Origin of the sequence: Mycobacterium paraterrae (genome assembly GCF_022430545.2) — a bacterium.
Lineage (GTDB): Bacteria > Actinomycetota > Actinomycetes > Mycobacteriales > Mycobacteriaceae > Mycobacterium > Mycobacterium paraterrae.
The window spans coordinates 3,983,140-4,001,791 of sequence record NZ_CP092488.2 but is presented as its reverse complement, the minus strand read 5'-3'; the positions used below and the strand labels follow the sequence as shown (position 1 = coordinate 4,001,791).

Here is an 18,652-nt window from a genome sequence, read left to right as displayed (position 1 = left end):
CTGCCTGTTCGGCGTTTAGATTACGGTCCCTCGATATCCGCTGGCACGCCACGGCACGTTTGACTGGCAAACCGACGTCGAGGACGGGCCCGAAGCCGGCTTGCTTTGTCACGCAGCCAGGACTTTCGGACCCGCCTTTCGCAAATTGCCTCTACGGCCCGAAGTGTCGGGAGTCAGCAACACCGGCGTCACCGCAGGCAATCGAAATTGACCTGAGCCAACGCTTTACGGGGTCAGACACCCAGGCTGCGGCCGATGATTTCCTTCATGATCTCGGTGGTGCCGCCGTATATCGTCTGCACCCGCGCATCGAGATACGCACGCGCAACCGGGTATTCGCGCATGTAGCCGTAACCGCCGTGCAGTTGCAAACAACGGTCGATCAGATACACCTGCTTTTCGGTGGAATACCATTTGGCCATCGCGGCCTGTTCGACAGTCAGTTTGCCTTCCAGGTGCAGGGCGATGAACTCGTCGACCATCATCCGAACCACGGTGGCCTCGGTGGCCAGCTCCGCGAGCAGGAAACGGCTGTTCTGGAAACTGCCGACAGGCTTTCCAAAAGCCTTGCGCTCCTTGGTGTATTGCAGCGTCTGCTCCAGCACCTTCTCCATGGCCGCCGCGGCCATTATCGCGATCGAAATGCGTTCCTGCGGCAAGTTCTGCATCAGGTAGATGAAACCCATGCCCTCCTCACCGAGGAGATTCTCGACGGGCACCTCGACATCGGTGAACGACAGCTCGGCGGTGTCCTGGGCGTCCAGGCCGACCTTGTCCAGGTGCCGGCCGCGTTCGAATCCCTTCATGCCGCGCTCGACAGCCAGCAGCGAAAACCCTTGCGATCCTTTGTCCGGATCGGTCTGCGCGACCACGATCACCAGGTCGGAGTTGATTCCGTTGGTGATGAACGTCTTTGAGCCGTTGAGAACGTAATGATCACCCTTCTTGACGGCGCGGGTCTTGATGCCCTGCAAATCACTGCCGGTGCCTGGTTCGGTCATCGCGATCGCCGTGATCATCTCGCCGGTGCAGAATTTCGGCAGCCAGCGCTGCTTCTGCTCCTCGTTGGTCAGGCTCAGCAGGTAGGGCGCGATGATGTCGTTGTGCAGGGCCCAACCGATGCCGCTGTACCGGCCGTAGGTGGTCTCCTCGGTGATGATGGTGTTGTAACGAAAGTCGTCGTTACCGCCGCCGCCGTACTCCTCCGGGATCGCCATTCCCAGGAAGCCCTGTTTGCCGGCCTCCAGCCAGACTCCGCGGTCGACGATCTTCGCCTTCTCCCACTCATCGTGGTACGGCGCGACGTGGCGCTCCAAAAAGGACCGGTACGACTCCCGGAACAATTCGTGCTCGGGCTCGAACAGTGTGCGCTGATATTTGATGGCGCTACCCATGAAATGGACCTCCGGCAAGTTGGGAACACTGCCGCTCAACATATACCAACCAGATGGTTGGTAGGCCGGGGTGGCAGTGCGGGCCTAGAGTCGCCAGATGGACGACACGATCCTGGTGCGGGAACGCGGGCAACTGCTCGAGTTTTCCTACACCGACATGCTGTGTTACGCCGGGCCGCGCTCCCGGGTAGGGGTTGCCGCCGCCCTTAAAGTGCTGCAGCGGGCATTCGCCGCGCTCTCCCCCAATCACCCACCGCAGCGGCGATCGATCGCCATTCGCGTCGCAATCGACGAGCCCGGGATCCGCGACGGGATAGAGGCCGTCACCCGCGCCGTCACCGACGGCCGATATTGCGTCGACGCCAACCTGGCACGACCGGACCGGGGCCCGATATTGCAAGGGTTCGCCTTTCACGTCACGGTCAAGGGCCGCACCGCGACGCTGCTGATGCGCCACGGCTTCATCACCGACGAATTCTTCCGCCTGACTGCGAAACCCGAGCGCAGCCAAGCCGACGAGGGGCGGCTCGACGAGCTGAACCATCAGCTCGCGACGCACGTCCTGATGACCTCCGCTGAAGACGTGTTTGAACTGGTCGAGTAGTCCGATAAAACGCGCACATTCCTGAAACTTCACTGAGCTTTAATATTGCGCCACCTTATGCCGGCTGCGCGGTTTGAGATGGCCGAAAAAAACCTTCGGCCAGCATCAATCGACTACCGAAAAAAGTCCAAAAGTTTTCCGACAATATCCTTTACTCACACAAATCTTAGGCGGTAGCTTAAGTCAACCTGAGAGCTTTCAGGCGTCCTTACGGGGAGGACGGGGCGGCAGTAACGCGCACAGCCCGCACAAGTGCAGGGGAAGGGAAATCATGAAGGCTGTAACCAGACACACTCTCATCGCCGCTGGTGCCTTGACCGCGGCGGGACTCTTCGGGTCGCTGCCCTACCACGACTCAGTCCAGGCTCAAGGCGTGCCGGTACAGCATCACGATGTCGCGCTGGTGGACGTGACTGACGCGACGCTCCTGCTCGACGAAGGCACCCTCGACAACGCCTTCTGGAACGACGTGTTGGGACCGACCGGCGCAGAAGCGACGCTGTACAACGATCTGGCGAGCGCGCTCGGCGCCAGCCAGGCGACCACCCTGCTCGACGCCACTGGCGCCGAGCCCATCTACAGCGGGGCGTTCAACGGCGCCGAGAGCCGGGCGTTCGAGGCGCTGTTCCTCGACGGTCTCGTCGCCGAGGACCAGGTGAACCAGCTCGTGGGCGTCACCAGCAGCGCGTCACAAGCCGAGTTACTGGCGATCTTCAACGCGGATTTCGTGCCGATTCCGGCCAGCACCGACCTCACCGCCGCAGACCTCGCTGCTGCCGTGGGTACGCCGGCGTTCGACACGGATCTGACCACGATTGCCAACGCGGACTTCGCCCTGGCGGCCAGTGATTTCGAGGGCTACCTGGTTGCTCTGTCGGGCGACACCAGCAGCCTTGGCGACCTCACTACGCTCCTCACCGCCCTCGGTGACAGCTTCAGCGGCCTGGGCACGAACCTCACCACCGATTTCTCCACCGTGCTCAGTGACCTCACGTCGCTTCTCACCGGCGGTCTGGACCTCGGCGGCCTGTTCTAACGCTACTAAGCAGAAAAGCGCCGGAGTGGGGGACTCCGGCGCTTTTCTGTTGTCTGGCAAGCCTTTTCAGGTCGCCGAAAATTGCCGCAGCAGCGCGGCCAAGGCGACCGGCACTCGAGCCTTGATCCGCGTCCCGTCACCGATGTGCTCCGTCTCCTGCACCCGGCCGTCAGCATGCACACGGGAAACGAGGTCACCACGGTCGTAAGGGATCACCACGTCCACGGCGGTGTCCGTCGGCGCGGCCAGCTCGGCCAATCGCCGACGCAACCCCTCGATCCCGTCGCCGGTGCGCGCCGAGACGAATGCCGCTCCCGGCAATGCGCGACGCAATTTGGCCAAAGCCAAATCGCTTGCGGCATCGATCTTGTTGACCACGATGAGCTCCTGCGGCGCCGCGCCGCCAGGGTCTAGGTGATGGTCGGCGAACACCTCTGAGACCACCTGGCGGACCGCGCTGATCTGCGCCAGCGGGTTGACGTCAGAGCCGTCGACGACGTGCACCAGCAGGTCGGCGTCGACGACTTCTTCCAGCGTGGAGCGGAACGCCTCGACCAACTGAGTCGGCAGATGCCGCACGAAGCCGACCGTGTCACTGATGACGAACGGCCGCCCGTCCTCGAATTCCGCGCGGCGGGTGGTGGGTTCGAGCGTTGCGAACAACGCGTCCTGTACCAGCACCCCAGCGCCGGTCAGTGCGTTCAGCAGACTGGATTTGCCGGCGTTGGTGTAGCCGACGATCGCGATCGAAGGCGCCTCGCTCTTGCGCCGGCGGCTGCGCTGGGTGTCGCGGACCTGCTTCATGTCGCGAATGTCGCGTCGCAGCTTTGACATTCGTTCGCGGATACGACGGCGATCGGTCTCGATCTTGGTTTCACCGGGGCCGCGTAGACCCACACCTCCGCCGCTGCCGCCGGCTCGACCACCGGCCTGCCGCGACATCGACTCGCCCCAGCCACGCAGGCGGGGCAACATGTACTCCATCTGCGCCAGCGACACCTGTGCCTTGCCTTCTCGGCTGGTGGCGTGCTGGGCGAAGATGTCCAGAATCAACGCGGTTCGGTCGATGACCTTTACCTTGACCGCCTTCTCCAGCGCGGTTAACTGTGCCGGTGACAGCTCACCGTCGCAGATGACCGTGTCGGCGCCGGTCGCCGACACTACGTCGCGCAATTCGGCGGCCTTACCGGACCCGATGTAGGTCGAGGGGTCTGGCTTGGTGCGCCGCTGGACCATGCCTTCGAGCACCTGCGACCCGGCGGTCTCGGCCAGGGCAGCCAACTCGGCGAGGCTCGCATCGGCGTCCGCGGCGCTGCCATCGGTCCACACCCCGACCAGCACCACCCGCTCGAGTCGCAGCTGGCGGTACTCGACCTCGGAGATGTCGGTGAGTTCGGTGGATAGCCCGGCGACACGGCGCAGCGCGGCGCGGTCGTCGAGCGCAAGGTCTCCCGTGCTCGGGATGTCAGGAATGTCGGGATATGTCATAGGCAATGTCACATGGTGCCCGCACATGCGGCGGCACGCATCCTATTTAACCTTGCGCGCTCTGCCACCATTCCTCGCTGAGTTCGCCGCGCGCCACTAGCACCGAGGGCCCGCGCAGATAGCTGGTCGCTTCGGTGACGGTGACGACGACGTCGCCGCCGGGCACTCGCACGGTGAGGGTTCCGGTGGCTGCGCCGCCGTGCGACAGCGCCGCCACCGTGGCCGCGACGGTTCCTGTTCCGCAGGAGCGGGTTTCACCCACACCCCGCTCGTGCACCCGCATGCTCACCACACTGTCGTTCGGGGCGGTGAGGATCTCGACGTTGACCCCGTCGGGGAACTGACCGTGGTCGAAACTCACGGGCGCGGCGACGTCGATTTCGGCCAGCGTCTCGGCCGTCAGCGCGGAGTCGACACACGCCAGGTGCGGGTTGCCTACGTCGACCGCCAAGCCGTTGAACGTTCGGCCGTCGACGACTGCCTGTCCCGGGCCCAGCCGGTTGGCCTTGCCCATGTCTACCCGGACGTCGGCGTTGGCCGCGCCGACGTGATGCATCACCACCGGGCGAGGACCGGCCAGCGACCCGACAACGAACTCATCGCGGGATTCCAAGCCGGCGGCCCTCAGGTAGTGCGCGAAAACGCGCACACCGTTGCCGCACATCTGCGCGACCGAGCCGTCGGCATTGCGGTAATCCATGTACCAGTCGTCGAGATTCACTCCGTCGGGAGTCCGATCGAGCACCCCGGCCGCCAGCGCCGCGCCGGCGGTGGTGACACGCAGCACCCCGTCGGCGCCCAGGCCGCGGCGCCGGTCGCACAATGCCGACACCAGCTGCGGGGTCAACGCCAACGCGGCGTCCAGGTCATCGAGCAGCACGAAGTCGTTCTCGGTGCCGTGTCCCTTGGCGAAACGGATCACCAGCTCAGGATACGTGGCGCCACTGCCTCAATGCGGCCTCGTCGTTGCCGTCCGCGGCCGCATCCAGCCAATGAATGCGGTGGTCGCGGCGAAACCAGGACCGTTGGCGACGGACGTAGCGGCGAGTACCGATGAAGGTCGGCTCCCGGGCTGCGGCGCCCGTACCACCGGCGTCGAGATCGTCGAGCACCTGCGCGTAACCCAGCGCTCGCGACGCGGTGACACCGTCGCGCAGCCCACGGTCGAGCAGACCGATCACCTCGTCGACCAGGCCTTCGGCGAACATCGTCTCGGTGCGCTGGGCCAGCCGCTGGTCGAGCAGCCCTGTCTCGCAATCCAATCCGATGATGGCGGTGTCCCATCGGGGCGTGCCGATCACGGGCGCCGACGCGGCGAACGGTTGGCCGGTCAATTCCACCACTTCCAGCGCCCGGACGATGCGCCGGCCGTCGGTGGCCAGGATGGAGGCGGCGGCGGCCGGATCGCGCTCGGCAAGCTCGGCATGCAGGGCACTGACGCCGATGTCGCCGAGCCGCTGCTCCCACTTCGCCCGCACCGCGGGATCGGTCGCGGGAAAGGACCAGTCGTCGAGCAGCGACTGGATGTAGAGCATCGAACCGCCCACCAGGATCGGAACCTTGCCGCGCGACGCTATCGCCTCGACGTCGGCGGCGGCATCGCGCTGGTAACGCGCGACGGTCGCGGTGGCGGTGACATCGAGGACGTCGAGCTGATGGTGCGGGATTCCGCGGCGCTGTTCGACGGGAAGTTTCGCGGTGCCGATGTCCATGCCGCGGTAGAACTGCATCGCGTCGGCATTGACGATCTCCGCCTCTCCGTCGAGCCGCTCCGCAACATCAAGAGCCAGTTGGGATTTGCCGGTTCCGGTCGGCCCGACGATGGCCAGCGGCCTCACGGCTGCCAGACGCCGGCGAAGTACCCGACTCCGTAGGGCGCCGCCCGGTGAAGCTCCTTGGCCGACCGCGGCATCGGTTGGGCCAACCCGGCCAGTACGCCAAAGGCGACCCGTCCCCGCACTTGCGCGGGTAGCCGGGACAGTGCCGCGACATCCCCGCATGCCAAGGCGTCGTCCAGCGCGCGCTGCACATCGACGTCGGCGGGCTGGTATCCCCCGGGCGCAGCCGGCGTCAACGTGTGGGTGCCGTCGGCGACCACCAGCACCCCGGTCGGCTCGGACCACCCGTCGATCTCGCTGCGCAGTTGCCGGCCGAACGCGACCGCGGCCGCGGCATCATGGCCGTCGGCGTAGACCCGAACCTCCGCCACCGCGTCTGGTTGGGCCTGCAACCGGATCCAGCCGGCGACCAACGCGCACAGGGGCATTGGCGTAGGCGGGCCGCTCGCACCTGGCGAAAGGTGCACCACCACGTCGGCGCCGTAACCCGCGAATGTCCCGACACCGTCGGAGCCGACGACGTCGTCCGCGGCGCCCACCCCGACAACGACCCAGCGAGGTGGCAGCGCGCCTGCCGCGGCGACCATTGCCGCCCGCAATTCAGCGACCTCACCGGCGGCAGCGCCGGCCAGCTCGGGAACGAGTACCGGCGCTGACGGGATGATCGAGATGGCGCTCAGCACGCCATCAAAACTAACGGTCGGAAATCGCCAGCAGTCGTCCGGTGGCAACGTCGTCGTTGTACCCCTGCACGGTTTCAGCCTCACCGCGCGCGAGGGCGGCGGTGGCGATCACCGTGAGCACCACCGCGACGGCGAGCACGACCACCCGCTCCTCGCCCGGCTGCAGCGTTTCGCCGAGCACGGCGACGCCCAGCAGCGAGCCCGCGACCGGCTTCGCCACGGTCATGGTCGGCATGGACGCGTTGAGCGGGCCGCCGCGGTAAGCCGACTGCTGCAACACCATCCCCGTGACGGCCGCGACGATGGACGCGTAGAGCTCCGGGGCGGCGAGCAGCGCCACGATGCCTTTCTCAGCGGCCTCGGCGGCACCCTTGACCAGCACCGCGAACAAACCCAGCGAGGCCCCGGACACGGCCGCCAACAACACCGCACCGATCGTCCCGTTGGGCCATTTGCGAGCACCCAGGAGGCACAGCCCGAACAACGGGCCCAGGACGGCGGCCACGATGAGCCAGGTGTGCCAGGAAGCCCGCGAGTACCCGGCGACCGGATTACCCACGGTGACCACGACGGCCAGCGACCCCGCCAGCACCACTGCCCAGGCCCACTCCCACCGGCTGACCGGCTGTCGGGTCATCCGGGCGTAGATCGGCAACGCGAACAGCAGCGCCGTCACCTGCAGGCCGGTGACCATGATCACGGAACCCAGGGTCAACGCGGCGCCCTGCAATACGTAGTTGGCGATGGCCGCGAGCGCACCAATGCGCCAACTGCGGTTCCGCCAGCACATCAGGAACAAGGCGAGGTAGCCGACCGGCTTGTCGGTCACCTCGTGCGCAGATCGCTGCCGCTCTACATTCCCGATCGCCGACGCCAGCGCGGCGGCCAGCGCCAGCACTGCGGCGATCTCTGCTTTCGGCACGGCTTACCTCCTCGCTGGTCATCGGGCGGGGTGACGGCCGATTCCCGCCACGTTACTGACGCGTGCTGTGAAAACCTCGCTGCCGCGCGTCCCGGTTGTCGATTCGACGGCTCTTTCTCAGGTATGACGGCATTTTGGCCGTCGCTGCCGCGCTGGTGGCGACCGGGCGGATCACGAACCCCTGGGCGGCACACAGCCCGATCAGATCCATTCCAGACATCGTTCACCGCCCAGTCATCTCGGTTTCACCATCCACCCTAGGGGCCATTTGCCCCAACCGCCGATCACGCCGGTGCCGTCCGCCGAATCGACCGCTCCGACGACACTGAGCGGCCAACTCAGAACGCTTCTCACGACAAACTGCTTCAATACTGATGGGGTGCCGTGTGAGTACCTCGTTTCGACGGCGCCGCTTTGCGCGGCAGGTGTGCGGTCACTAACCGCACGGAGGGTAGGTAAGGGCAGCTCATGACGTCTGACGAGCCACACATCGAAGCCCAGGAAGCCCGGCCGAGCCCGAGGCCGGGACCACGGCCAGGTCCCAAGCCGACCCCACGTCCCCCCGCTCACCCGGTAGTAGCGGTGCCCGCCAGCGACCCGCACAAGTTCGGTCGGGTCGACGACGACGGCACGGTGTGGCTGATCAGTTCGGCCGGTGAACGCGTGGTCGGCTCTTGGCAGGCCGGTGACCCCGAAGCGGCATTCGCCCACTTCGGGCGCCGATTCGACGACCTCAGCACGGAAATCGCGCTGCTTGAAGAGCGCTTGACGGCCGGCACCGGCGATGCCCGCAAGATCAAGGCGACAGCCGCAGCACTGGCCGAGACACTGCCCAACGCCAACGTCCTCGGCGACATCGACGCGCTCGCCGCTCGCCTGAACGCCATCGCCGAGCACGCCAGCGAAGCGGCCGCGGCCGACCGGACGCGCCGCGACGAGCATCGCGCGGCCCAGACCGCGCGCAAGGAAGCTTTGGCCGCCGAAGCCGAGGAACTGGCCACCACGTCAACGCAATGGAAGGTCGCGGGCGACCGGCTGCGCACGATTCTCGATGAGTGGAAGACGATCACCGGGTTGGATCGCAAAACCGACGATGCGCTGTGGAAGCGCTACTCGGCGGCGCGGGAGACGTTCAACCGGCGGCGCGGATCGCACTTCGCCGAATTGGACCGCGATCGGGCGGGTGCCCGCGAGGCCAAAGAGAAGCTCTGCGTGAAAGCCGAAGCACTCGTGGATTCGACGGACTGGGGCCCCACCAGTGCCGAATTCCGCAAGCTGCTCGTGGACTGGAAAGCTGCCGGGCGCGCGGCGCGCGACGTCGACGACGCACTGTGGGCGCGCTTCAAAGGCGCCCAGGACAGCTTTTTCAAGGCCCGCAACGCCGCCACCGCCGAACGGGACGCCGAATTCCACACGAACGCCGCCGCGAAAGAGGCGCTACTCGCCGAGGCGGAGAAGATCGACACCAGCAATCCGAAGGCGGCCGCAGCGGCGCTGCGCGCGATCGGTGACAAGTGGGACGCGATTGGCAAGGTCCCGCGGGAGAAGTCGGCCGATCTCGAGCGGCGTCTGCGCGCGGTCGAGAAGAAAGTGCGCGACGCCGCGGAGCCGTCCGGCCCTGACCCCGAGGCTCAGGCCCGCGCCGATCAATTCCGGGAGCGCGCCGAGCAGTACGAGCGTCAGGCCCGAAAAGCCGAGGCGGCCGGCCGCATCAAGGAAGCCCAGGAGGCCAAGGCCAACGCCGAACAGTGGCGGCAGTGGGCCGACGCGGCAGCCGACGCGCTGACTCGCAAGCGCTAAGTCGAAGAACCGCCCGGGCCATTGCCCTTGGGTGGTTGAGGGTCATCGAGGGTCTCCAGCAGCGTCCGGGCCTGGCGCTGCGCCGCCGATTTACGGCGCTGTTCCTCTGCGGCGAGTTGCACGATGGTGCGCGACCAGACCACCCGCGCCCAGTGGAACGTCAGCAAGATGATGGCAAGCCACGCCACGAACAACCCGACGCCGGGCCCGGGGTGACCGGAGGCGACTGTCTGCCGCGACCAAATGGCCAGCAGCCCAGCGGCACTGGCCACCGCAGAACCCGCCAGCGCGATCCAGGCCAAGGCCCAACGGCGGGTCAACAGAGCCAGCATGGAAAAACCGACGCCGAAAACCAAAGCAAGCCAACTGAATACGCGCTGCGGCAGGGCGATGGCCGCATTGGCGGCGCCGTGGGTGGAAAACAGCACATCCCATCCGCGCACGTGACCGGTATGTGGCAGCACGAACGAACCGATCAGCACGAAAACCAAGATCGCGACGACCAAAGCCCTTGCGCCCGGCTCGATCTCGCGAGCAATGCGACGCTCAGCGGCCTCGATGTCGTCGCGGTACGCATCGAATGCGCCGTCATTGCCGCTCATCGAGCACACCCCGGCGACTCGGTCGGCTGAGCCGGTTTCCCGATCGCCGGCATGCCCAGGCTCAATGGTCTGGCTCCTCCTCCGACGCGTCCCCCGTCCGCATCGTCGCCAGACAGGCTCAATGCTCTGGCTCCTCCTCCGACGCGTCCCCCGTCCGCATCGTCGCCAGACAGGCTCAATGCTCTGGCGCCGGAGGGACGCCGGCCGGCGGCGTGTGCGTCTCCGGCTCGGGTGCGGCGGTAGCTGAGCACGTCGCCGTCGGCGATCAGGTGATGCGGCGCTGCGCGGGTGACCGTGGTCGTGACGATGTCACCGGGGCGCACGTGCTGCTCCCCCGGTGTGAAATGCACGAGTCGCCCGTCGCGTGCCCGTCCGCTCATCCGAGCGGTGCTGGTGTCCTTGCGGCCTTCGCCGGTGGCTACGAGGAGTTCGACGGTCCGGCCGATCTGGGCGCGGTTCTCCTCGAGCGCGATCTCTTCTTGCAGGGCGATGAGTCTGTCGTAGCGTTCCTGCACAACCGCTTTCGGCACCTGGTTGTCGAGTTCGGCCGCGGGGGTTCCCGGCCGCTTGGAGTACTGGAAGGTGAAAGCGCTGGCGAAACGGGCCTGGCGGACGACGTCGAGCGTGGCGGCGAAGTCCTCTTCGGTTTCGCCCGGGAACCCCACGATCAGGTCGGTGGTGATCGCCGCGTGGGGCATGACAGCGCGGACCCTGTCGATGATCCCGAGGTAGCGCTCGGCGCGGTAGGACCGGCGCATCGCCCGCAACATGCGGTCCGAGCCGGATTGCAGCGGCATGTGCAGCGCCGGGCAGACATTCGGCGTCCGGGCCATCGCTTCGATGACATCGTCGGTGAATTCGGCCGGATGCGGTGAGGTGAAGCGCACCCGCTCGAGCCCATCGATGCGACCGCACTCAGTCAGCAGTTCGGCGAACGCGCCGCGGTTGCGCGGTAGTTGCGGGTCGGCGAACGACACCCCGTAGGCGTTGACGTTTTGACCTAGCAGCGTGATTTCCAGCACGCCGTCGGCGACCAGTGAACGCACTTCGGCCAAGATGTCGTCGGGGCTGCGGTCGACCTCCTTGCCGCGCAGCGACGGCACGATGCAAAACGTGCAGCTGTTGTTACAACCGACCGAGATGGAAACCCACGCGGCGTAAGCGGATTCGCGTGCCGCAGGCAGCGCCGACGGGAATTCTTGCAGCGCCTCGGCGATTTCGACCTGGGCGACCCGGTTGTGCCGTGCCCGTTCCAGCAGCGTGGGCAAAGACCCGATGTTGTGCGTGCCGAAGACGACATCGACCCACGGCGCCTTGCCCAGCACAGCGTCTCGATCTTTTTGCGCCAGGCATCCTCCGACCGCGATCTGGAAGTCGGGGTTGCTTCGCTTGCGTGGGGCCAGGTGGCTGATGTTTCCGTACAGTTTGTTGTCGGCGTTCTCCCGCACCGCGCACGTGTTGAACACCACGACATCCGCATCGTCGCCGTCGGCCGCCCGCCGGTAGCCCGCCGCCTCGAGCAGACCGGCCAGCCGTTCGGAATCGTGGACGTTCATCTGACAGCCGTAGGTGCGGACCTCGTAGCTGCGCTGCGACGGCAGCGGCGCCGCCGCGGGCGTCGAGCCTGATTCCACCGTCGAAGTCACTGGGCCATGGTACGGCGCGCCAGCAGCCCGGCGTTCGGGCGACCTAGACGCGCCGGCGCTCCCGCTCGCCGGCCAACTCGACGCTGACCACGTCGAAGGCCATCCCCTGGCTGAAGCCTCGCCGGGCAAGCATTCCCACCAAGCGGCGCGTGACCCTGGCATCGGCGGCCTCATCGCTGAGACTTTCACGCCGCAGCTTCTTGCGGACCAGCTCTTCGGCCCGGCCTCGCTCGTCGGCAGGGTTGATGCCGCCAAGCACCGACGTGATCAGTTCCTTGTCCACACCCTTGGTCTGCAACTCAGCAGCCAACGCACGCTTACCTTTTCCCGCGTTGGCCAACCGCGAGTGCACCCACTGCTCAGCGAAGTCCGCGTCGTCCACCAACCCGACCTCGGTCAGCCGATCCAGCACCTGCGTGCTGAGATCGTCGGGATAGCCACGCTTGGCCAGCTGAGCCGCCAACTCGGCGCGGGTTCGCGCCCGCGCGGTGAGCAGGCGCAGACACAACGCCCGCGCCTGCTCACCGCGAGATGGCTCAGAAGTCGACGGGAGCGGGGAGGGGCTCGACATTGGCGTCATCGGTCAGCACGGCACCGATACCGAGCTTTTCCTTGATCTTCTTCTCGATCTCGTTGGCCACGTCGACGTTCTCCAGCAGGAAGTTGCGGGCGTTCTCTTTACCCTGCCCCAACTGCTCGCCTTCGTAGGTGAACCACGACCCGGACTTGCGGACGAAGCCCTGATCCACGCCCATGTCGATCAGCGAGCCCTCGCGGCTGATACCACGCCCGTAAAGGATGTCGAACTCGGCCTGCTTGAACGGCGGCGACACCTTGTTCTTGACGACCTTGACTCGGGTGCGGTTACCGACCGCGTCGGTGCCGTCTTTCAGCGTCTCGATCCGTCGCACATCCAGACGCACCGAGGAGTAGAACTTCAACGCCTTTCCGCCCGTGGTGGTTTCGGGCGAACCGAACATCACGCCGATCTTCTCGCGGAGCTGGTTGATGAAGATCGCCGTGGTGCCCGAATTGCTCAGCGCACCGGTGATTTTCCGCAGCGCCTGGCTCATCAGCCGAGCCTGCAGTCCGACGTGACTGTCACCCATCTCGCCTTCGATCTCTGCGCGGGGCACCAGCGCGGCGACCGAGTCGACGACCAAGATGTCCAGCGCACCTGAACGGATCAGCATGTCCGCGATCTCGAGGGCCTGCTCACCGGTGTCCGGCTGGCTGACCAGCAGCGAATCGGTGTCGACACCCAACTTGTGGGCGTAGTCGGGATCCAGCGCGTGCTCGGCGTCGATGAATGCCGCGATGCCACCGGCGGCCTGCGCGTTGGCCACCGCGTGCAGAGCGACGGTGGTTTTACCCGAAGACTCCGGGCCGTAGATCTCGACGATGCGGCCACGAGGAAGGCCGCCGATGCCCAGCGCCACATCTAGCGCGATAGATCCGGTCGGGATGACCGAAATCGGTTGACGCACTTCGTCTCCGAGGCGCATCACCGAGCCTTTGCCGTGACTCTTCTCAATTTGGGCCATCGCCAATTCGAGGGCCTTTTCGCGGTCTGGGGCTTGTGCCATGGTGCTACCTCTCGGTGTAGTCGTTGTTCGGTTTGACCGGTGTTGGTCGATTGGCCGCGACGTTAGAGCAGCCCTCCGACAAGTCGGCATCTGTCGAACGATCACCACAGTAGCGAACAGGTGTTCGACTAGCTTGCAGGCGCGCCGCTGGCGTGTCTTCGGCAGAAAAGGCCGGGCGCCTCAGTCCGTAGCGCGGAGCCAGTGCCCTGAAATCAAGATCCGATCCCGGATTTACCTTCTGCCATCCAGAATGCGAGCTAATATCCTGAGATATCGCTGAGGAAAGACCCGGCTTTCTCTCAGATAACTCGATATCACACGACTGTCAATGGACAGCTGAAACTGCCCGTGGGCGGACATGAGAACTGCCCGTAGGTGGCCAATAAGAACTGCCCAGTGGCGGACACGAATCTGCCCATTAGGGTGTGTCCGCCACCGGTGGTTGAGGCCGTTGTCAGCTCAAGGGTTTGACTCCCTTCCCGTGCAGGGCTTGGGCCAGCCGCACGGAGTCTCCGCTGGTCTGGCACAGGTGCGCGTGATGCAGCAGCCGGTCCACGGTGGCAGTCGCCAACGTCTTGGGCATCAGCTCATCGAAACCACTGGGGTGCAGGTTCGATGAGATCGCCACCGAGCGCCGTTCATAGGCGGCCTCGACGATGCGGTAGAGCCCTTCAGCGGCATCGGCACCGACGGGCAACAGTCCAACGTCGTCAATCACCACGAGCTCGGCACGCACGATCTTGGCCACGGCCTTGCCCAACGAATCGTCAGCGCGGTGCGCCCGAACCAGGACCCCGATCTGCTCGAGGGTGAACCACGCCACCGGCATCCCGGCTTCGATGACCTTCTGCCCCAACGCTTCGAGGAAGAACGTCTTGCCGGTGCCAGCGGGCCCGCAGACCACCAGGTTCTCCCGACGACCCACCCACTCCAGGGTCTGTAGCGCCTGCTGGGTCGGTAACGGGATCGACGACGCATTGGGGTCCCACACGTCGAATGTCTTCCCGGTCGGGAAGCCGGCGGCTTTGCGGCGGGCGGCCAGCATGGACCGGGCCCGGCCGGCGGACTCCTCGGTCAGCAGCGCTTTGATCACCTCGGTGGGGTCCCAGCGTTGAGCTCGGGCAGTGGCCAGCACGTCGGCGGCGATCGCGCGGGCGTGCGGCAACCGCAGCCCACGCATCAGCGCTTCGACGTCGGCGGGTAGCGACGCGGTGGTCGTGGTGGTAGTCACGCGATGCCTGCCTCGTCAGCGTCGATAACGTTGCGGCCGAATAAGTTCCACCCACTGGTTCCTTGCGCCAGGGAGGTGTCTTCGTCGGCGCCGCGGCGAGTGGTGTCCATGCCCTTGCTGGCGAGGATGGAATCAAGGTCACCGGTGGCGAAGCGACCGTGCACGCCAGCATGCCCGAGCGCCCAGTCGACATCGGCGCGGCCGGTTAACGCCGACAGTTCCACCGCGTGGGCCATCTTCTGCAGGATCCGTTCGGTGCCGACGGCGGCGGCTTCTTTGAGCCACACCGCCGCACCCGGCCCCAGCGCCAGGAAGGTCTGCTCACTGACAGTGCGGGCCCGCACCCGGTAATCACCGGGCACCTTGTCCCGATGCTCAGGGAAGTGGTCATCGTTGATGGCGGGACTACCGGGGGCGGCGCGGCGATGCCGCGCCACCTCCACCGGGCCGCCGCCATCAAGAGCGCAGATCACCACCTCATCGGTGCCGTCGTGGTCACGGATCCACACTGTCTGGCCCAGAAGAGTTGCGGGCAGCGAGTATTGGCAGTGGTCGAAGGTGACCATCGGGGTGTTGTCGGGAACCCGGCGGGTCACCCCCAACGCGGCGGTGTGGGGCAGGTCAGGAACCGCGTGCAGGGCCGGGCGTTCCTGAATGAGCATCTCGGCCGGCCGGCGTCCCGTGATCCGGTGCACGCGGGCGTTGATCTCGGTGGTGAAACCGGCGCATGCGGCTTCGACGTCGGCGAACGAGTCGTACTGCGGCAGGAGGTTGGTCTCAGTAGGCACGATGTCGGCTTTGGCGAGCTTCACCGCGTTCTCCACCCCACCCTTGGTGGCTGGGTCGGCGGGTTCACACGTCAGCACCGAAAGGCCGTAGTAGCGGCCGAAGGTGACCGCGGCCCGGTTGCGGACCGGAACTCCGGCGATGTGTCCAGTGGTGACGGTCTTCTCGTTGTCGGTGAGCAGGTAGGTCGGAGCACCACCGACGATGCGAAAGATGCGGTCCAGGCCGGCGAAGACACTGGGTGCGGTGCGGTCCCGCAAAGCCACCACGACGCGGTAGCGGCTCCACGCCAGCCACGCCACGAGCAGCACGATCTTGCGGCCGGCGACAAGGGGGCCGTCGGCGAAGTCGTACTGTAGCCACAGTCCTGGCTCGGTGATCCAGGGCCGGTGCACGCGTGTATTGCCAAGGCGCCATTGCGCTTTGATCTCCGCCAACGAACGGCGGGTGGTGCGGTCGGTGCCGGTGTAGCCCAACGCCACCAGCTTGTCGTGGGCTTTGTCGCCGCGGATCTTGCCCTTCGAATCAGCGACCCAGGTTTCCAGCAGGTCGCGCCAATCATCGATCATCCGGGCCCGCCGCGTGGCCGGGGGCAGCCCAGCGTTGCGATCCTCGACCGCTTTCTTCACGGTGTGGTGCGAGCACCCACACAGCTCGGCCGCGGCGCGGTAGGACCCGGTCAGGTCGTAGGCATTGAGTATTTCCATGAGTTCTCCGTCAGACTTCAAGTAGGTCTCTCCTGGGGTTGTCGGGTCGACTAGGCATCGACATCGAAACCGCAGGAGAGGCCGCCCCAGCGCAGACGCGCCGAACGACATCAAGTAGGTCTGGGCAGATTCATGGCCGCCTGCGGGCACTTTCGTATCCGCCGGTGGGCAGTTCTTATTGGCCGCGAACGGGCACTTTCATGTCCGCCAGTGGGCAGTTTTTCATGTCCGCCGACACACGACGAACGGACGAATCGCAGTTCCCATCCCCGGAAGGCCAGTCATGACTCGTATCTCGCTCACCATCGGCGCGTTCTCCGCAGGACTGCTCGCTGCCGCGTTTCTGCCGATGGCCGTCGCCTTCGCTGACGACCAGTACTCGATAGAGACATACGACGGTACGCCAGTGATCACCTCTGAAACCGGGGTTGTCCCCTTCTATCAAACCGTTGTGGGGACCGACGTTTTTGCCGCCAACCAGGGCAATCCCGTCGAAACGCTGGGGACCTTCACCGGCCAGTTCGAAAGCGTAACGACGAGCTGGGGCTACTCCAACGAGCTAATTCTCGACACCGGCAACCAACTTGGCGGCCTGACGGTGCCCACTGGATCGGTGTTCGACTTCACCAACTTTGGTGGCGGATTCTCGAATGAATACGCCGACATCGCCGGGACCGCGGGTTCCCCGAACACCATCACCGACATACTCACCACGCCGTTCGGGGACATCAACATTCCCACCACGTTTGACGCCATCGCGGTATTGGTCGACACGCCCGCGGGGTTCGTCATCCCCTGAAACGCGCCGCCCTGCAACCGGCTAACGCGATAGCCGGTTTCGGCCAGGGCTCGAGCGGGAGCTCTGCCGCCAGTCTCGAGAGGCTTGTCCTGCCAAACGACTTGCAGGCTTTCACCACTGGTCGCGGGGTACGTCGAAGTCAACGCACAGCGCCCGCCACACGTCGCGCGGCTCCACCCCGTCCTCGATCGCCTGCGCGGCGGTGCGTCCGTCGAAACCGCTCAACACGTGGTCAGCCAACACCGAGGCGCCGTACGTGGCGCCGAATCGCAGGGTGATCCGCTCGTTGAATTCTGTGAGACGCACCCCGCCAAGTTACCTATCCGGCGAGTGCCAGTGCCTGATGGCACACCTGCACCGGGTCCGCCACGTCGGCGGCGCCGGCCGCGGCGCGTTGCGCGGCGGCGCGATAACCCGGCGCCGCCAGGACATCGGCAACAGCGCCGGCGAGTGCTTCACCGGTCAACGGCCGCACCAGGCGCCCGCTGCCTTGGCGCACCACCCGGTTGGCGATCTCCCATTGGTCACCGCCACCGGGAACCACCACCAGCGGCACCCCGGCCAGCAGGGTCTTGGCCACGATGCCGTGGCCCCCACCGCAGACCATCAGGTCGGCGTGGGCGAGCAGGTCGTCTTGCCTGCCCAGCCCGGCCACCGCCCAGGGCGGCAAATTCAGCTCCGGACCATCGAGCCGCGACACCACCAGCCGCACGCCGAGGGGCGCCAGGCCGGCCAGCGCCGTCTCGGCCATTCCGGCGGTACCGGTCGTCGCCGTCGACGGCGCGACCACCACGACCGGGCCAGAACCCGCCGGGATCGGCAATGTCCGCTCGGTCGGCTCGAAGTGCAGCGGCCCGACCACGACGGCTTCGGCCGGCCAGTCCGGGCGTGGCACCTCCAAGGCTGGTAGCGTTGCGATCAGCATCCGCAAAGGTCCGGGATCGTTTGCGGGCAAACCGATTTCAACACGAACCTGTCGGCGTTGGCGGTCGCCAACCCGTAACGACCGCGCGGTCAACGCGCGCATTGTGGCGTCGCGTAGCCGACCACTGATTCCGGTACCGGGCGCCAGTCCACTGCCGACCGGCGGCAGCCCCTTCGACGGCCGGTACAGCGGGTGCGGGTCGAGTTCGATCCACGGGATTCCCAGCAGCTCGGCCGCCATCCCGCCGCAGGCGGTGATCACATCGGACACCACCAGATCCAGCCCCATTGCCTGCAACTGCGGGCGATTCAGCACGGCCATCCGAGCCGCGCGCTGATGGATCTTGGCCCCGGCATCGCCGTCGTCGTCGTCCTGGGTTGGGTCCAGCCCGGCCAGTTCGACGGCGTCGACACCGGCGGCACGAGCGGTCTCCAGCCATTCGACGCCGGTCAGTAGCGTCGGCACGTCCCCAGCCGCCAGAAACCGCTGGCACAACGCGATCGCCGGGAACGAATGGCCGGGGTCCGGCCCAGCCACCACCGCCACGCGCATCGCACTACCCTGCCATAGCGGGTTCGGGCGTTGACTCTGCGTCCGTGGCGTGA

The 18,652-nt window shown here is 66.2% G+C and carries 17 protein-coding genes and 1 pseudogene; 4 read left to right on the top strand and 14 right to left on the bottom strand.

What is annotated here, in order from left to right:
- Nucleotides 1–233 precede the first annotated feature (233 nt).
- Nucleotides 234–1,394 carry an acyl-CoA dehydrogenase family protein gene (locus tag MKK62_RS19375; RefSeq protein WP_240258315.1) on the bottom strand — a complete coding sequence of 387 codons (1,161 nt, stop codon included), beginning with the start codon at nucleotides 1,392–1,394 and terminating at the stop codon, nucleotides 234–236.
- 97 nt (nucleotides 1,395–1,491) lie between these two features.
- Between MKK62_RS19375 and MKK62_RS19370 the strand changes: the two genes are divergently transcribed.
- On the top strand, nucleotides 1,492–1,998 hold the full coding sequence (locus tag MKK62_RS19370) for a hypothetical protein (protein WP_240258316.1): 507 nt from the start codon (nucleotides 1,492–1,494) through the stop codon (nucleotides 1,996–1,998).
- A gap of 313 nt (nucleotides 1,999–2,311) precedes the next feature.
- On the top strand, nucleotides 2,312–3,034 hold the full coding sequence (locus MKK62_RS19365) for a hypothetical protein (RefSeq protein ID WP_240258317.1): 723 nt from the start codon (nucleotides 2,312–2,314) through the stop codon (nucleotides 3,032–3,034).
- Between the two features lie 66 nt (nucleotides 3,035–3,100).
- Here the strand turns inward: MKK62_RS19365 and hflX are convergent, their stop codons facing one another.
- From hflX to MKK62_RS19340, 5 genes are read right to left on the bottom strand one after another with little or no spacing between them, the layout of a single operon-like run.
- Nucleotides 3,101–4,522, bottom strand: a complete 1,422-nt coding sequence (gene hflX, locus MKK62_RS19360) for a GTPase HflX (RefSeq protein ID WP_240264050.1) — start codon at nucleotides 4,520–4,522, stop codon at nucleotides 3,101–3,103.
- A 46-nt stretch (nucleotides 4,523–4,568) separates the two neighbouring features.
- Complete coding sequence (dapF, locus tag MKK62_RS19355; RefSeq protein WP_240264051.1) at nucleotides 4,569–5,441, bottom strand: diaminopimelate epimerase; 873 nt, start codon at nucleotides 5,439–5,441, stop codon at nucleotides 4,569–4,571.
- A gap of 7 nt (nucleotides 5,442–5,448) precedes the next feature.
- Nucleotides 5,449–6,360, bottom strand: a complete 912-nt coding sequence (gene miaA, locus MKK62_RS19350) for a tRNA (adenosine(37)-N6)-dimethylallyltransferase MiaA (RefSeq protein ID WP_240258318.1) — start codon at nucleotides 6,358–6,360, stop codon at nucleotides 5,449–5,451.
- Complete coding sequence (locus MKK62_RS19345; protein WP_240258319.1) at nucleotides 6,357–7,043, bottom strand: class III extradiol ring-cleavage dioxygenase family protein; 687 nt, start codon at nucleotides 7,041–7,043, stop codon at nucleotides 6,357–6,359. The genes miaA and MKK62_RS19345 overlap by 4 nt, the downstream gene beginning before the upstream one ends.
- Before the next feature lie 10 nt (nucleotides 7,044–7,053).
- Nucleotides 7,054–7,965: a DMT family transporter gene (locus tag MKK62_RS19340; protein ID WP_240258320.1), complete on the bottom strand. Its 912-nt coding sequence runs from the start codon at nucleotides 7,963–7,965 to the stop codon at nucleotides 7,054–7,056.
- 468 nt (nucleotides 7,966–8,433) lie between these two features.
- Here MKK62_RS19340 and MKK62_RS19335 point away from each other — a divergent pair, with 468 nt between their 5' ends.
- Nucleotides 8,434–9,765 (top strand): DUF349 domain-containing protein, encoded by a 1,332-nt coding sequence (locus tag MKK62_RS19335; RefSeq protein ID WP_240258321.1) that lies wholly within the window; start codon nucleotides 8,434–8,436, stop codon nucleotides 9,763–9,765.
- Here the strand turns inward: MKK62_RS19335 and MKK62_RS19330 are convergent.
- The 6 genes and pseudogenes from MKK62_RS19330 to istA all read right to left on the bottom strand — a co-directional run bounded on the left by MKK62_RS19330 (nucleotide 9,762) and on the right by istA (nucleotide 16,344).
- Nucleotides 9,762–10,367 carry an Rv2732c family membrane protein gene (locus MKK62_RS19330; RefSeq protein WP_240258322.1) on the bottom strand — a complete coding sequence of 202 codons (606 nt, stop codon included), beginning with the start codon at nucleotides 10,365–10,367 and terminating at the stop codon, nucleotides 9,762–9,764. The two genes, MKK62_RS19335 and MKK62_RS19330, sit on opposite strands and share 4 nt — an antisense overlap.
- Before the next feature lie 164 nt (nucleotides 10,368–10,531).
- Nucleotides 10,532–11,923, bottom strand: a pseudogene (miaB, locus tag MKK62_RS19325) (tRNA (N6-isopentenyl adenosine(37)-C2)-methylthiotransferase MiaB); the annotation flags it as partial.
- A gap of 133 nt (nucleotides 11,924–12,056) precedes the next feature.
- A complete protein-coding gene (gene recX, locus MKK62_RS19320; RefSeq protein WP_240258323.1) occupies nucleotides 12,057–12,584 on the bottom strand; it encodes a recombination regulator RecX in 528 nt (175 codons plus the stop codon).
- Nucleotides 12,550–13,599, bottom strand: coding sequence for a recombinase RecA (gene recA / locus MKK62_RS19315; RefSeq protein ID WP_240258324.1), 1,050 nt, complete (start codon nucleotides 13,597–13,599; stop codon nucleotides 12,550–12,552). The genes recX and recA overlap by 35 nt, the downstream gene beginning before the upstream one ends.
- A gap of 454 nt (nucleotides 13,600–14,053) precedes the next feature.
- Nucleotides 14,054–14,779, bottom strand: a complete 726-nt coding sequence (locus MKK62_RS19310) for an ATP-binding protein (protein WP_240263800.1) — start codon at nucleotides 14,777–14,779, stop codon at nucleotides 14,054–14,056.
- A 47-nt stretch (nucleotides 14,780–14,826) separates the two neighbouring features.
- Nucleotides 14,827–16,344, bottom strand: coding sequence for an IS21 family transposase (gene istA, locus MKK62_RS19305; RefSeq protein WP_240258325.1), 1,518 nt, complete (start codon nucleotides 16,342–16,344; stop codon nucleotides 14,827–14,829).
- A gap of 262 nt (nucleotides 16,345–16,606) precedes the next feature.
- Here istA and MKK62_RS19300 point away from each other — a divergent pair, with 262 nt between their 5' ends.
- Complete coding sequence (locus MKK62_RS19300) at nucleotides 16,607–17,122, top strand: hypothetical protein (protein WP_240258326.1); 516 nt, start codon at nucleotides 16,607–16,609, stop codon at nucleotides 17,120–17,122.
- A 111-nt stretch (nucleotides 17,123–17,233) separates the two neighbouring features.
- Here MKK62_RS19300 and MKK62_RS19295 read toward each other — a convergent pair whose 3' ends face one another.
- Together MKK62_RS19295 and MKK62_RS19290 are read right to left on the bottom strand one after the other, a co-directional pair.
- Complete coding sequence (locus tag MKK62_RS19295) at nucleotides 17,234–17,428, bottom strand: DUF3046 domain-containing protein (protein WP_240258327.1); 195 nt, start codon at nucleotides 17,426–17,428, stop codon at nucleotides 17,234–17,236.
- A gap of 13 nt (nucleotides 17,429–17,441) precedes the next feature.
- Entirely contained in the window at nucleotides 17,442–18,599 is a 1,158-nt protein-coding gene (locus tag MKK62_RS19290; RefSeq protein ID WP_240258328.1) for a glycosyltransferase, read from the bottom strand.
- Nucleotides 18,600–18,652 lie beyond the last annotated feature (53 nt).

Bases quoted from the DNA above. Each gene is read 5' to 3' on its own strand.
- MKK62_RS19375 (WP_240258315.1), bottom strand. From the start codon at position 1,394: ATGGGTAGCGCCATCAAATATCAGCGCACACTGTTCGAGCCCGAGCAC.
- MKK62_RS19370 (WP_240258316.1), top strand. From the start codon at position 1,492: ATGGACGACACGATCCTGGTGCGGGAACGCGGGCAACTGCTCGAGTTT.
- hflX (WP_240264050.1), bottom strand. From the start codon at position 4,522: ATGACATATCCCGACATTCCTGACATCCCGAGCACGGGAGACCTTGCG.
- MKK62_RS19335 (WP_240258321.1), top strand. From the start codon at position 8,434: ATGACGTCTGACGAGCCACACATCGAAGCCCAGGAAGCCCGGCCGAGC.
- MKK62_RS19330 (WP_240258322.1), bottom strand. From the start codon at position 10,367: ATGAGCGGCAATGACGGCGCATTCGATGCGTACCGCGACGACATCGAG.
- recX (WP_240258323.1), bottom strand. From the start codon at position 12,584: ATGTCGAGCCCCTCCCCGCTCCCGTCGACTTCTGAGCCATCTCGCGGT.
- recA (WP_240258324.1), bottom strand. From the start codon at position 13,599: ATGGCACAAGCCCCAGACCGCGAAAAGGCCCTCGAATTGGCGATGGCC.
- MKK62_RS19310 (WP_240263800.1), bottom strand. From the start codon at position 14,779: ATGCGTGGGCTGCGGTTGCCGCACGCCCGCGCGATCGCCGCCGACGTG.
- MKK62_RS19300 (WP_240258326.1), top strand. From the start codon at position 16,607: ATGACTCGTATCTCGCTCACCATCGGCGCGTTCTCCGCAGGACTGCTC.
- MKK62_RS19290 (WP_240258328.1), bottom strand. From the start codon at position 18,599: ATGCGCGTGGCGGTGGTGGCTGGGCCGGACCCCGGCCATTCGTTCCCG.